The organism is Nocardioides faecalis (assembly GCF_018388425.1).
GTDB classification, from domain to species: domain Bacteria; phylum Actinomycetota; class Actinomycetes; order Propionibacteriales; family Nocardioidaceae; genus Nocardioides; species Nocardioides faecalis.
Window position 1 is genome coordinate 352,614 of sequence record NZ_CP074406.1, and the last position, 13,669, is coordinate 366,282.

At 72.3% G+C, this 13,669-nt stretch carries 11 protein-coding genes and 1 riboswitch; of the genes, 10 read left to right on the forward strand and 1 reads right to left on the reverse strand.

What is annotated here, in order from left to right; translation table 11 throughout:
- Window positions 1-49 precede the first annotated feature (49 nt).
- Window positions 50-964, reverse strand: a complete 915-nt coding sequence (locus KG111_RS01585) for an oxygenase MpaB family protein (protein WP_205292331.1) — start codon at window positions 962-964, stop codon at window positions 50-52.
- A 58-nt stretch (window positions 965-1,022) separates the two neighbouring features.
- On the opposite strand from KG111_RS01585, the gene KG111_RS01590 reads away from it, so the two are divergent.
- The 10 genes from KG111_RS01590 (at window position 1,023) to KG111_RS01635 (ending at window position 13,554) form a co-directional block, all read left to right on the forward strand.
- Window positions 1,023-2,258 (forward strand): NADH:flavin oxidoreductase, encoded by a 1,236-nt coding sequence (locus KG111_RS01590; RefSeq protein ID WP_249666255.1) that lies wholly within the window; start codon window positions 1,023-1,025, stop codon window positions 2,256-2,258.
- Between the two features lie 351 nt (window positions 2,259-2,609).
- Window positions 2,610-3,716 (forward strand): NAD(P)H-dependent amine dehydrogenase family protein, encoded by a 1,107-nt coding sequence (locus KG111_RS01595; protein WP_205292332.1) that lies wholly within the window; start codon window positions 2,610-2,612, stop codon window positions 3,714-3,716.
- A 1-nt stretch (window position 3,717) separates the two neighbouring features.
- Window positions 3,718-4,584: an SDR family oxidoreductase gene (locus KG111_RS01600; protein WP_205292333.1), complete on the forward strand. Its 867-nt coding sequence runs from the start codon at window positions 3,718-3,720 to the stop codon at window positions 4,582-4,584.
- Window positions 4,585-4,593: 9 nt separating this feature from the next.
- Complete coding sequence (locus KG111_RS01605) at window positions 4,594-5,718, forward strand: MBL fold metallo-hydrolase (RefSeq protein ID WP_249666256.1); 1,125 nt, start codon at window positions 4,594-4,596, stop codon at window positions 5,716-5,718.
- A 16-nt stretch (window positions 5,719-5,734) separates the two neighbouring features.
- Window positions 5,735-5,841, forward strand: a riboswitch (TPP riboswitch).
- Window positions 5,840-6,898, forward strand: coding sequence for a thiamine ABC transporter substrate-binding protein (locus KG111_RS01610; RefSeq protein WP_205292334.1), 1,059 nt, complete (start codon window positions 5,840-5,842; stop codon window positions 6,896-6,898). (Overlaps the previous riboswitch by 2 nt.)
- The gene (locus tag KG111_RS01615; RefSeq protein ID WP_205292335.1) at window positions 6,895-8,550 is read left to right on the forward strand and encodes an ABC transporter permease; all 1,656 of its coding nucleotides are present in this window, start codon (window positions 6,895-6,897) and stop codon (window positions 8,548-8,550) included. The genes KG111_RS01610 and KG111_RS01615 overlap by 4 nt, the downstream gene beginning before the upstream one ends.
- 2 nt (window positions 8,551-8,552) lie before the next feature.
- On the forward strand, window positions 8,553-9,659 hold the full coding sequence (locus KG111_RS01620; protein WP_205292426.1) for an ABC transporter ATP-binding protein: 1,107 nt from the start codon (window positions 8,553-8,555) through the stop codon (window positions 9,657-9,659).
- Between the two features lie 56 nt (window positions 9,660-9,715).
- A complete protein-coding gene (locus tag KG111_RS01625; protein WP_249666257.1) occupies window positions 9,716-10,801 on the forward strand; it encodes a phosphatase PAP2 family protein in 1,086 nt (361 codons plus the stop codon).
- Window positions 10,802-10,897: 96 nt separating this feature from the next.
- On the forward strand, window positions 10,898-12,877 hold the full coding sequence (locus KG111_RS01630; RefSeq protein WP_205292336.1) for an acyl-CoA dehydrogenase family protein: 1,980 nt from the start codon (window positions 10,898-10,900) through the stop codon (window positions 12,875-12,877).
- The gene (locus KG111_RS01635; RefSeq protein WP_205292337.1) at window positions 12,874-13,554 is read left to right on the forward strand and encodes a class I SAM-dependent methyltransferase; all 681 of its coding nucleotides are present in this window, start codon (window positions 12,874-12,876) and stop codon (window positions 13,552-13,554) included. The genes KG111_RS01630 and KG111_RS01635 overlap by 4 nt, the downstream gene beginning before the upstream one ends.
- Window positions 13,555-13,669 lie beyond the last annotated feature (115 nt).

A 13,669-nucleotide genomic window follows, 5' to 3' on the forward strand; every position in this document is an offset into this window, starting at 1 on the left:
CGGCGGCCGGAAAGTGCCGAGTCGGCGGACGGAAGGTCGCGACTCGGGGTCAGGTGGCGGCGGCCGCGCCGTGCGGCACGGGGCAGCCGGCGACGGGCGCGGCTGCCGACGCGGCGTCGGGCTCGGCGAAGGTGCCCAGCTCGCTGAGCACGTAGCCGCCCGGGTAGCTCTTGATCCGCGGCAGGTCGGCGCTGAAGGTCGGCTTGCGCTTCGACGGCGTGTGCCGCAGCAGCCGGGCCCGCGCCTTCATCGCGCCCCGGCTCGCCGCCCGCACCAGCGCGTTCGGCTGCGGGTAGGCGAACGCGTCGAGCAGCGGCTTGTCCATCAGCGCGTAGCTGAACACCCGCACCGGCCGGCGCAGCGGCGCGGGGTAGAACGAGGTCATCAGCGCCAGCGTCGAGTCCGCGACCTTGCGCCCGCCGGTGTCGAAGTCGAAGTGGGCGCGCTCGTAGTCGTCCATCAGCGTCTCGAAGCCCTCGTAGGTCTGCGGGACGTCCTTGATGTTCATGTGCCGGCCGAGGGTGCGGTAGTAGTTCACGGTCGCGCGCAGCTCGGTGGGCGTCAGCGGGCGCCAGCCGTGGTCGTCGAGCCAGCGCTTGGGCACCACCACGAACGTGGACAGCACGTAGAGGAAGTCCTCGTTGCTGATGTCGTAGCGCTTGTGCATCTGGTTGATGCGGCGGATCGCGGTCTTGCCCTCGGTGCTGTCGAAGCCGTGCACGAACGGCGCCTCGAGCAGCAGGGCCGTGTCGTCGTACCGCTTCTGGACGTCCTCGGTGAACGCGCCGGTGCGGTGCAGCAGCCGGCCGACGCTGGGCACCGCGTAGGTGCGGAACAGCGCGAAGCTCAGGGCCTGGGTGATGTCCCAGGTGAACTCGTAGAGCGTGAGGTTCTGGACGATCTCGACGTAGTCGGTCTCGGGGTCCAGCTGCTCGTTACGATCGCGCCACAGCGTCTTTGCCATGCCCGACCATAACGCCCGTAAGTGATCTTATGCTAGTGGAACACGTTACAGTTCTGTCGTGAGCACCGATCCGCGCGGCCCCGTGCCCGACGCCGGCGTCCCCGACGTCTTCAGCCCCGTCGACCTCGGCCCGGTGCGGCTGCGCAACCGGACCGTCAAGGCCGCGACCTTCGAGGGCCGCACCCCGCACGGCGTCGTCACCGACGAGCTGATCGCCTACCACCGCGCCCCCGCGGCCGGCGGCGTCGGGCTGACCACGGTCGCCTACCTGGCGGTCTCACCGGACGGCCGCACCCATCGCGAGCAGATCGTCGTCGGCGAGGACACCCTGCCCGGGCTGGCCCGCCTGGCCGAGGAGATCCACGCGACCGGCGCCAAGGTCGGTGGCCAGGTCGGCCACGCCGGGCCCGTGGCCAACGGCCGCTCCAACGGCGTGCACGGCATCGCGGCCAGCCCGATGCCCAGCCCGCTGTCGATGCAGATGGTGCGCTCGGCCACCGAGAAGGACCTCACCCGCGTCACCAAGGCGTACGTCGACACCGCCCGCACGCTGGTGCGCGCCGGGTTCGACGTACTCGAGCTGCACATGGCGCACAACTACCTGATCTCCTCCTTCCTGGCGCCGGCGCTCAACCGTCGCAGCGATCGCTGGGGCGGACCCCTGGAGCGCCGCGCCCGCCTGGCCCGCCAGGTTGCGCGCGTGGTGCGCGAGGAGGTCGGCGACGCCGTCGCCGTGACCGCGAAGACCTCGCTCTCCGACGGCTACAAGGGCGGCTTCACCCTCGAGATGGGCATCGAGCTCGCCCAGATGCTCGAGGCCGACGGTCACCTGGACGCGCTGCAGCTCTCCGGCGGCTCCTCGCTGATGAACCCGATGTACCTGTTCCGCGGCGACACCCCCGTCAAGGAGTTCGCCGCCACGATGCCCACTGTCGTGCGCTGGGGCATGCGCAGCCCGATGGGCAAGGGGTTCTTGAAGCACTACCCCTTCGAGGAGGGCTACTTCCGGGACAAGGCACTGCAGGTGCGCGCCGCCGTCGACATGCCGCTGATGCTGCTCGGCGGCATCAACACCGCCGACACCATGCAGCAGGCGATGGCCGACGGCTTCCAGTTCGTCGCCATGGGACGCGCCCTGCTCCGCGAGCCCGACCTCGTCAACCGGCTGCAGGCCGGCGAGGTCCGTCGCGGCATCTGCATCCACTGCAACCGCTGCATGCCGACCATCTACTCCGGCACCCAGTGCCCCGAGTGGCAGCCCGACCAGGTCATCCCGGTCCCCGTCCTCCGCTGAGCCACCCCCCCCCGCCCCGCGCGTCGTGAGTTTCCGTCCCCCGAGTGGGGACTTCCCGTACGCCGAGTCGTGACTTCCCGTACGCCGAGTCGTGACTTCCCGTGCGCCGAGTGGGGAGTTTCCGTCCCCTGAGTCGTGACTTCCCGGCTCCGGTGACAGGAAGTCCGGAGTCGGCGTACGGAATCTCACGAGTCGGCGCACGGAAGCTAACGAGTCGGGGGACAGGAACTCACGAGTCGGCGCACGGAAACTCACGACTCGGGGGGCGGGAAGTCCCCACTCGGGGGACGGAAGGTGACGACTCGGCGCCGCACCTTCCGAAAAACTAGAACATGTTCTAGGTTGTGGCTCATGTCACAGGTGATCCCGGAGAAGCCGTTGCGCGTCGTCGTCTGGTCCACCGGCACGATCGGGCGGCACGCGATCGCGGGCATCGACGCCCACCCCGACCTCGAGCTGGTCGGGGTGTGGACCTCCACGCCGGACAAGAACGGCAAGGACGCCGGCGAGCTGGCCGGGCTGGGCCGCGAGCTCGGCATCGCCGCCACCACCGACCGCGACGAGCTGGTCGCGCTGCGCCCCGACTGCATCCTGCACGCGGCGATGACCGACGACCGGGTCTTCGAGTCGATCGAGGACCTCACCGGCTTCCTGCGCGACGGCGTCAACGTGGTCTCCTCCGGGCCGGTCATCCTGCTCTACCCCCAGGGCACCCTGCCTGAGCAGATGATCGAGGACCTCGCCGAGGCCGGCCGCACCGGTGGCGCCAGCCTGCACGTCAACGGCATCGACCCCGGCTTCGCCAACGACGTGCTGCCGCTGGTGATGAGCAGCCTCTCCCAGCGCATCGACCACGTGAAGGTCAGCGAGATCGCCGACTACGCCACGTACTACCAGCCGGTGGTGATGCGCGACCTCTTCGGCTTCGGCCAGCCGATGGACGCCCACCCCCTGCTGTGGGAGCCCGGTGTGCTCGGCAGCGCCTGGGGGCCGGTGGTCCGGGTGATCGCCGCCGGTCTGGGCCTGACCCTGGACGAGAAGCTCGTCGAGGAGGTGGAGCGCCGCCCCGCCGCGAGCGACCGGAGCACCGTCTCGGTCGACATCCCCGCCGGCACCATGGGCTCGGTGCGGTTCCGTGTCGTCGGCACCGTCGACGGCGTGCCGCGGGTGACCCTCGAGCACGTCACCCGCACCGACCCCGACTCCGAGCCCGACTGGCCCACGCCCCTGCAGGGCGACGGCGGCTACCGCATCGAGATCACCGGGGAGCCGTGCATGCAGGTCGACTTCAGCCACCACGGCGAGCACGGCGACCACAACGTCTCCGGGATGATCGTCACCGCCCAGCGGCTGGTGAACGCCATCCCGGCCGTCGTCGCCGCCGAGCCCGGTCTGCTCTCCGCGCTCGACCTGCCGCTGGTCACCGGCCGCGGCCTCGTCGCGAAGGCGGGTGCCTGAGATGGGATCCATCCTCGACCGGTTCACCCTCACCGACCACGTCGCCGTCGTCACCGGCGCCGGCCGCGGCATCGGCGCAGCCAGCGCGATCGCGCTCGCCGAGGCCGGCGCCGACGTGGTGATCGCCGCCCGCACCGAGTCCCAGCTGCGAGTCGTCGCCGAGCGGATCGAGGCCGTCGGGCGTCGCGCGGTCGTCGTACCGGCGAACCTGGCGCACACCGCGGAGGTCGCCGCCCTGGCGCAGACGGCGTACGACGCCTTCGGCCGCCTGGACGTGGTGGTGAACAACGTCGGCGGCACCATCCCGAACGCCTTCACCGACACCGACGTCTCCTACCTGGAGGAGGCCTTCCACTTCAACGTCTCCACCGCGCACGCACTCACCCGGGCCGCGGTGCCGCTGATGCTGGCCTCGCTCGGCACCGAGGCGGAGCCGCGGCAGAAGTCGGTCGTCTCGATCTCCTCGGCGCTCGGTCGCCTCGGCGGGCGCGGCTACCTGGCCTACGGCACCGCGAAGGCGGCGCTGGCGCACTGGACCAAGCTGGCCGCCACGGACCTCAACCCCCGGATCCGGGTCAACGGCATCTACGTCGGCTCGGTGCTCACCAGCGCGCTGGAGTTCGTCGCCGGCGTGCCGGAGATGAAGGCCCAGCTGGAGGAGCAGACGCCGCTGGGCACCATCGGGGAGGCCGAGGACGTCGCCGCGGCGGTGCTGTACCTGGCCTCGCCCGCAGGCAAGTACCTGACCGGCAAGATGCTCGAGGTCGACGGTGGCATCCAGCAGCCCAACCTGGACCTGAACCTGCCGGACCTGGCGCCGCAGCCCGGGACCGTCCCCTCCCCGGCGCCCTCCCCGGCCGCCTCCTAGGGTGGCCGGGTGACGATCGACGGCAACCGGACCAGCGGCTCGACGAACCCCAGCGCCAGCACCAGCAGCAAGGGTGTCGCCACCGGCCACGCCATCTCTCCGGACTCGGGCCGACACTGGGCTGACGAGGGCGCCTGGCAGGTCGCCGAGGGCATCCACCGGATCCCGCTGCCGCTGCCGATGGACGCGCTCAAGGCCGTCAACGTCTACGTCCTCGAGGGCGACGACGGGCTGACCCTGATCGACGGCGGCTGGTCGATCCCGATCGCGCGCGAGCTCCTCGACAAGTGCCTGCGCTCCATCGGCTCCGGCTTCGGCGACATCCGCCGCTTCCTGGTCACCCACGTGCACCGCGACCACTACACGCTGGCCACCGTGCTCGGCCACGAGTTCGGTGCGGAGGTGGCGCTGGGGATCGAGGAGCGGCCCGCGCTCGAGCTGCTGCACCGCGCCGCCGACGCCGAGCTGCACCAGAGCCCCTTCCTCGAGGTCCTGCGCACCGCCGGCGCCGCCGAGATCGCCGAGGTCTGGGCCGCCGGCGCCGACGACGAGAACCTGCCGACCAAGGTGGAGTGGGCGTTCCCGGACCTGTGGCTGGAGGGCGACCGCAGCTTCGAGGTCGGCCGGCGCACCATCGACGCCGTGCACACGCCCGGCCACACCCCCGGGCACTACGTGTACGCCGACCAGGCCGAGGGCGTGCTCTTCGCCGGCGACCACGTGCTGCCCACCATCACGCCGTCGATCGGCTTCACCGTGCCCGCCACCGAGCAGCCGCTCGGGGAGTTCATGTCCTCCCTGGCCCGGGTGCGCCAGCTGCCCGACCTGCGGCTCCTGCCCGCGCACGGGCCGGTCGCACCGTCCACCCACGAGCGGGTCGACGAGCTGCTCGCCCACCACGAGACGCGCCTGGAGCAGTCACTGGACTCGGTGCGCTCCCGCGGCACGGTGACCGCCCTGGTGGTGGCCCGCGACCTGGGCTGGACCCGCCACGAGCGCGCCTTCACCGAGCTCGACCCGTTCAGCCAGGGGATGGCGGCGATGGAGACCAAGGCCCACCTGGACCTGCTCGTCGCACGCGGCCTCCTCGCCGCCGAGTCCCACGACGAGGGAGTCGTCTACCGCGTCGTGTGAAGCGTCGTACAGTAGGCGCCACAGACAGGGGAGCACCGCTGGGTGCTGAGAGTGCGGAACCGCCGCAGACCCTCCGAACCTGATCCGGCTAGCACCGGTGTAGGGAGTCAGTCAGATGCGAATGCGCAGCTCGTCCACCCACCAGGTCCTGGCCGCGGTGACCACCGCGACCGTCCTCGCCCTCACCGGCTGCTCGCTGGTCGGCAGCGGCGACGACGGCGCCGACTCGGACAAGAAGGTCACCCTGGTCACCCACGAGTCCTTCGGCCTGCCCGAGGAGCTCATCGCCGAGTTCGAGAAGGACACCGGCTACGACCTCGAGATCGCCAAGCTCGACGACGCCGGCGCCCTGACCAACGAGCTCGTGCTGACCAAGGACAAGCCGGTCGGCGACGTCGTCTTCGGCATCGACAACACCTTCGCCACCCGCGCCGTCGACGAGGGCGTGTTCGCGCCGTACGCCCCGCAGCTGCCCGAGGGCGCGGCCGACTACGCGCTGGACGGCAAGGGGGCCGACGTGCTCACCCCGGTCGACACCGGCAACGTGTGCGTCAACGTCGACGACGCCTGGTTCGCGGCGAAGAAGCTGCCCGCGCCACGGACGCTGGAGGACCTGACCAAGCCCGCCTACCGCGACCTGTTCGTGCTGCCCGGGGCCAGCACCAGCTCGCCCGGCCTGGCCTTCCTGCTCGCCACCATCGCCCGGTACGGCGACGACTGGGCCGACTACTGGACCCGGCTGGTCGACAACGGTGCCAAGGTGGTCAAGGGCTGGAGCGACGCCTACTTCACCGACTTCACCTTCTCCGGCGGCGACCGGCCGATCGTGGTCTCCTACGACTCCTCCCCGGTGTTCACCCTCGACGAGGCCGGGAAGCGGTCCACCACGAGCGCGCTGCTCGACGGCTGCTACCGCCAGGTGGAGTACGCCGGCGTGCTGGACGGGGAGGGCACCAACACCGCCGGGGCGCGCGCGGTCATCGACTGGCTGGTCTCGGACGAGGTACAGGCTGCGATGACGCAGATGTACGTCTTCCCGGTCTCCACCCAGGTGGACCTGCCCGCGGAGTGGGCCGAGTTCGCCGTACGGCCCGAGCGCACCGAGCAGCTCGATCCCGACGAGGTCACCGCCAACCGGTCCGCCTGGCTGGAGGAGTGGACCGAGATCATCTCGCGATGACACGGATCGCGGGCCGGCTGGGCCTGGTCGCGCTCACCGCGGTGCCGGTGCTCGTGGTCGGCGTCTTCTTCGTGCTGCCGGTCGCGGCGATGCTCGAGCGCGGCCTGTGGGTGCCGGCGCCCGGCGGGGGCACCACGTTCTCCCCGGGGGCGGTGCTCGACGTGCTGGCCCGTCCGCGCACCGGCCGGGTGCTGTGGTTCACCGTGTGGACCGCGAGCGTGGCCACCGTGGTCGCGGTCGTCCTCGGCCTGCCCGCGGCGTACGTGCTGCACCGGCTCTCCTTCCCCGGCCGTGCCGTCGTCCGGGCGGCGCTGCTGGTGCCGTTCGTGCTGCCGACGGTGGTGGTCGGCCTGGCGGTGCGCCAGGTGATCGCGCCGTCGGGACCGCTGGGCTTCCTCGACCTCGACGGCACCCCGGTGGCGATCGTGGCGGGCCTGGTGTTCTTCAACGTGGCCGTGGTGATCCGCACCGTCGGGGTGGCCTGGGAGGGGCTGGACCGCCGCCCCGGCGAGGCCGCCGCGGCGCTGGGCGCCTCGCCGTTCACCGTGCTGCGCACCGTCACCCTGCCCGCGCTGCGTCCGGCGATCGTGTCCGCGGCGAGCGTGGTCTTCCTGTTCTGCGCCACCGCGTTCGGGGTGGTGCTGGTGCTCGGCGGGGTGCGCTACTCCTCGGTGGAGACCGAGATCTACCTGCTCACCGCGGACCTGCTCGACCTGCCCGCCGCCGCCGCGCTGTCGCTGGTGCAGATGCTGGCGGTGGTGGCGCTGCTGGTCGTCGTCGGCCGGTTGCGCGCGGTGCCCGAGCAGACCGTACGACGTACCGTCGCCGCCCCGACCCGACCCAGTCGCCGCGACGTCCCGGCACTGGCGTGCACCGCGCTGACCCTGGGCCTGGTCGCGCTGCCGGTGCTCACCCTCGCGATCTCCTCGGTGCGCCACGACGGCACCTGGAGCCTGGCCTACTACCGGGCGCTGTCCGGCTCGGGGGAAGGGCTGCTGCAGGTCTCGGTCGCCGACGCGCTGATGGCGTCGCTGCGGATCGCGGTCGACGCCACCTGGATGTCGCTGGCGCTCGGCGCGATCATCGCCTTCGTCGTCACCCGCCAGGTCCGCACCCGCGCCGTACGACGGCTGCGCGCGGTGCTGGACGGCTTCTTCATGCTGCCGCTCGGGGTCTCGGCGGTGACGCTGGGCTTCGGGTTCCTGATCGCGCTGGACTCCCCGCCGCTGGACCTGCGCGCCTCGCCGCTGCTGGTGCCGATCGCCCAGGCGCTGGTGGCGCTCCCGCTGGTGGTGCGCACCCTGGTGCCGGTGCTGGCCGGCATCGACGACCGGCAGCGGCAGGCGGCCGCCTCGCTGGGCGCCGGGCCGCTGCGCACGCTGGCCACCGTCGACCTCGCGGTGGTGTGGCGCCCGCTGCTCGCCGCCGCCGGGTTCTCCTTCGCGGTGTCGCTGGGGGAGTTCGGCGCCACCTCCTTCATCGTCCGCCCGGCCGAGCCCACCCTGCCGGTGGCGATCTACCGGCTGCTCAGCCACCCGGGCGCACTGAACTACGGCACCGCGATGGCCGCGTCGGTGGTGCTGGCGATCACCACGGCCGTGGTGATCGGGCTGGTCGAGCGCCTGCGGGTGCCGGGAACGGGAGCGTGGTGAGGATGGGGCTGTCGCTGCGCGGCGTGCAGGTGCGGTTCGAGGGGGTGGCCGCGGTCGACGACGTCGACCTCGACGTCGCCGACGGCACCGTGCTGGCGGTGCTCGGACCCTCCGGCTGCGGCAAGTCGACCCTGCTGCGGGCGGTGGCCGGCCTGGAGCGCCTCGCCGCCGGCCGGATCGGCTGGGACGGCGCCGACCTGGCCGCCACGCCCACCCACCGCCGCGGGTTCGCGCTGATGTTCCAGGACGGCCAGCTCTTCGACCACCTCAGCGTCGCCCGCAATGTCGCCTACGCCCGCCGGCTGCGCCGCGGCAGCCGCGCCACCGCGGCCGCCGAGGCCTCCGCGCTGCTCGAGCTGGTCGGCCTGCCCGGGTACGACGACCGGATGCCGCGCACGCTGTCCGGCGGTGAGCGGCAACGGGTCGCCCTGGCCCGCTCGCTGGCCGCCCGCCCGCGGCTGCTGCTGCTCGACGAGCCGCTCAGTGCCCTGGACGCCGAGCTGCGCGCCCGCCTGGCCGGCGACCTGCGCACGATCCTGGCCGAGACCGGGACCACTGCGCTGATGGTCACCCACGACCAGGCCGAGGCCTTCGCCGTCGCCGACCGGGTGGCGGTGATGCGGGCGGGCCGGATCGTGCAGGAGGGACCCACCGGACAGGTGTGGCGCGCGCCCGCCGACGCCGCGACCGCGCTGTTCCTCGGCTACAGCCGGGTGCTCGACGGCGCTGCCGCGGCCACCGTGCTCCGTGCGGCGGGGCTGGTCGCACCGGACGCGTCGGACGCGCCGGCAGCGGGAGGTGCCGCCGTCGCGGTCCGCGCCTCCGGCGTGCTCGTCACTCCTGCTGCGCCGAGCGGCACCCCGGGCGGGTGCGGGCTGCCCGGTGTGGTGCGCTCGGTGCGGCCGACCCCGGACGGGGCGCGGTTGGTCGTCGACGTCCCCGGCGTGGGGGCGCTGGACGCCGTCGCCGGCCCCGGCGCCGATCCGCGGGACGACCCGGGGACCGAGCCAGACGTTGGGACGGACGCCGACGCGGAGTTCGCGCCGGGGGCCGCGGTCGTCGTACGGGTGACGCGGGAGGGGTGCGCGGTGCTGCCCCCGCCGGGGTAGCGGGCAGCTCCTGCGTGCCCCGCGGTCGTCGTAGCGGCTTGTCTAGACTCCCTCGGGTGTATCGGCGCTCCTGCATCCTCCTGGTCGGCACGGCCGCGGTCATGCTGGGGCTGGCGGTCCTCGCCGCGGTGAAGCTCGACCGGCGCCTGCTGGACCCGGAGGGCAGCTTCCTGGGGCCGTCCTACATCCGGCTCCCGCTGCTGCTGCTTGGCGCGCTGCTGCTGGACCTGCTGCCGATGACGCTGTGGGACTCGGGCGGTCGCCCGGCCCGGTTCGTGCCGCTGGTGCGGCACCGGCTGCGCACCCATTGGACCCGGGAGCGCACCACCCTGGTCGCGGTCGGGGTGATCAGCTTCTACCTGACCTACGTCAGCTACCGGAACCTGAAGTCCTTCCTGCCGTTCGTCCGCTCCGACCCGAGTGCCGCGCCCGGTGAGGTGAAGGCGCTGTCGTACGACCGCGAGCTGCACATCGTGGACCGGGTGCTGTTCTTCGGCGCCGACCCCAGCGACGTGCTGCACACCGTGCTCGGCACGAGCCTCACCGCGCACGTGCTCTCCCCGATCTACCTGGCGTTCCTGCCGCTGGTCCCGCTCGGCGTCACCGCCTGGCTGGTGTGGTCGCGCAACATCAGCTACGGCTACTGGTTCGTCACCTCGCAGTGCCTGGCCTGGTCGCTGGGCACGCTGTCGTACTACCTGCTGCCCACGCTCGGCCCGGGGATCGCCTACTGGCCGGAGTACACCGCGCTCGCGCACACCGGCACCACCGACCTGATGAACAGCATCGTCAACGCCCGCGGCAAGGTGCTCTACGGCGATGCCCCCGGGTCGGTGAACTCGATCGCCGGCTTCGCCAGCCTGCACTGCGCGATCACGCTGCTGTTCGCGCTGATCGTGCAGTACACGCTGCGCTCCAGGGTCGTGAAGTGGGTGTTCTGGGTGAACTTCGGGCTCACCGTGATCGCCACTCTGTACTTCGGCTGGCACTACGTCGCCGACGACATCGCCGGCGTCGCGATCGCGGTGGTCTCCTTCTACATCGGGGGCCTGGTCAGCGGGCAGCGGTTCGACCACGGCCTGCACGCGCGCCCGCCGGAGGCCGCGAAGGTGCCCGCCGACCTGCCTGGACAGCACGGGTAGCGCCACCGCGCCGCACCGCGACGCGTTCGCGGCGCAGTGCCACGCAGTGCCGCGCAGTGCCGCACAGGGGTTGTCTGGTCGGCTACTTTCACCACCATGGCCGAGGACCCGATCACCGCCTTCCCGCCCCAGCTGAGCCTCGACGTGCCCGAGCTGACCGCCGTCCTGGACGGCCGTCACGCCGAGATCCGCACCGCGGTCCGCACGCTGCTGCCGTCGTACGCCTCCCTGCTCGACGACGCCGAACGGATGAGCCGTGGGGAGTACCGCGAGCGTGTCCTCGAGGTGGTCCAGGAGATGGCCGGCAGCGGCGCCACCGGGATGGGCTTCCCGCCCGAGCACGGCGGTGGTGGCGACATCGGCGCCTCCGTGGCCGCCTTCAGCACCCTGGCGTACGGCGACCTGTCGGTGTTGGTCAAGACCGGCGTGCAGTTCGGGCTCTTCGGCGGCGCGATCCTGCAGCTGGGCACCGAGCGGCACCACGGGGCCTACCTCGCCGACATCGTCTCCGGGCGGCTGCTCGGCTGCTTCGCGATGACCGAGACCGGGCACGGCAGCAACGTGCAGGCGTTGGGCACCCGCGCGACGTACGACGCCGAGACCCGCGAGTTCGTCATCGACACCCCCACCGTGGACGCCGGCAAGGACTACATCGGCAACGCCGCCGCCCACGGGCGGGTGGCCGTGGTGTTCGCCCAGCTCGAGGTCGCGGGGGAGGGGCACGGCGTGCACGCCTTCGTGGTGCCGCTGCGTGCCGAGGACGGCACGGTGCTGCCCGGCGTGCGGATCGAGGACGACGGCCCCAAGATGGGGCTCAACGGCGTCGACAACGGCCGGATCTGGTTCGACGGGGTCCGGGTGCCGCGCGAGGCGCTGCTCAACCGGTTCGCCGACGTCACCGAGGACGGCACCTACGTCAGCGAGATCGAGAGCCAGGGCCGCCGGTTCTTCACCATGCTCGGCACGCTGGTCCAAGGCCGGGTCTCGGTGGCCTCCGCCGGGGTCAGCGCGGCCAAGGTGGCGCTGACCATCGCGATCCACTACGCGCTGCGCCGCCGGCAGTTCGAGACCGGCAACGGTGAGGACGGTGAGGAGCAGCTGCTGCTCGACTACGGCCTGCACCAGCGCCGGCTGTTCCCGCGGCTGGCGCGCACCTACGCCCTGCACTTCGCCTCCGAGGTGCTCACCGAGGACCTGCACGACGTCTTCTCCGGGATCCGCACCGACGAGGAGTCCCGCCGGCTGCTGGAGTCGCGTGCCGCCGGCACCAAGGCGCTGGCCACCTGGCTGGCCACCGACGTCATCCAGGAGTGCCGCGAGGCCTGCGGCGGCGCCGGCTACCTCTCGGCCAACCGGTTCGCCGCGCTCAAGGCCGACACCGACATCTTCACCACCTTCGAGGGCGACAACCACGTCCTGCTGCAGCTGGTCGGCAAGAGCCTGCTCACCGACTACGCCAGCGAGTTCTCCGACCTCGACCAGCTCGGCATGGTGCGGTTCGTGGCCGGCCTGGCGGTGGAGACGGTGCTGGAGCGCACCAGCGTGCACAAGCTGCTGGAGCAGATCCGCGACGTGCTGCCCGGCGGCGGCAGCGACGAGTGGCACACCGACTCCGGGCTGCTGGACCCCGACTACCACCTGGCGATGTACCGCTTCCGCGAGGAGCACCTCATCGGCGGCGCCGCCCGGCGGCTCAAGCGCGGCGTGGACTCCGGCGCCAACGCCGGCGAGGTCTTCTCCGAGGTCCAGGAGCACCTCATCCGGGCGGCCCGGGCGCACGTGGAGCGGATCGTGCTGGAGGCGTTCGTCGGGGTGGTCGAGAAGCTGCCCGACGGCGACAACAAGTTCGCGCTGAACCTGATGTGCGACCTGCACGCGTTGAGCGGGATCGAGGCCGACGCCGCCTGGTTCATGGAGCACGGCCGGCTCACCACGCAGCGCTCCAAGGCGATCACCAAGGAGATCGGCGAGCTGTGCCGCCGGGTCCGTCCGATCGCCGGCGACCTGGTCGACGCGTTCGCGGTGCCGACCGAGATGCTGCGGGCCTCCGCGCTGCTCGGGGAGCGCACCGCATGATCCAGCGGGTCCTGTCCCGGCTTCCGGGCGTCGGCGGCTGGGAGAGCGACCCGCTGTGGGCCCGGTTCTACGACTGGACCGTGGAGAACCCGACCGCCGGCGTCCCGCTGTGGCGCCTGGGCCTGAACAGCGACCTGCGGCTGCTGTACGCCGCCACCGCCGAGGTGGGCCGGCAGCCCACCGGCGCCCGAGTTCTCGACGTGCCCTGCGGCGGCGGGGTCGGCCTGCGTGGCCTGCGCCCGGGCCAGGGCGTCGAGTACGTCGCCGCGGACATCTCGGCCTCCATGCTGGCGCGCACCGAGCGGGTCGCGCAGCAGCGCGGGGTCGCCGACCAGGTGCAGGCGCGGGTCGCCGACGCGCAGGCGCTGCCGTTCGCCACCGGCTCCTTCGACCTGGTGCTGAGCCTCACCGGCCTGCACTGCTTCACCGACCCCGAGACCGCGGTCGCCGAGCTCGCCCGGGTGCTCAAGCCCGGTGCCGTGATCACCGGCAGCGCGCTGCTCGACGACACCGGCTGGGCTTACGAGCACATCCGCCGCGGCGGGCGGGCCCTCGGCGTCGTCGGGCGCGGCTGCACCAGCCGCGAGCTCGTGCGCTGGCTGGCCGCGAACCGGGTCGCCGACGTCGTACTGCGCCCCAGCGGCGGGATCGTGTACTTCCGCGGCACCCGCCGCTGACCCCCGACGTGGGGGTTCCCGCCCCGCGAGTCGTGAGTTCCCGTCCCGCGAGTCGTCGGTTTCCGTCCGCCGAGTCGCGACTTCTCGTCGTACGACGTCGTGAGCTCCCGACTCG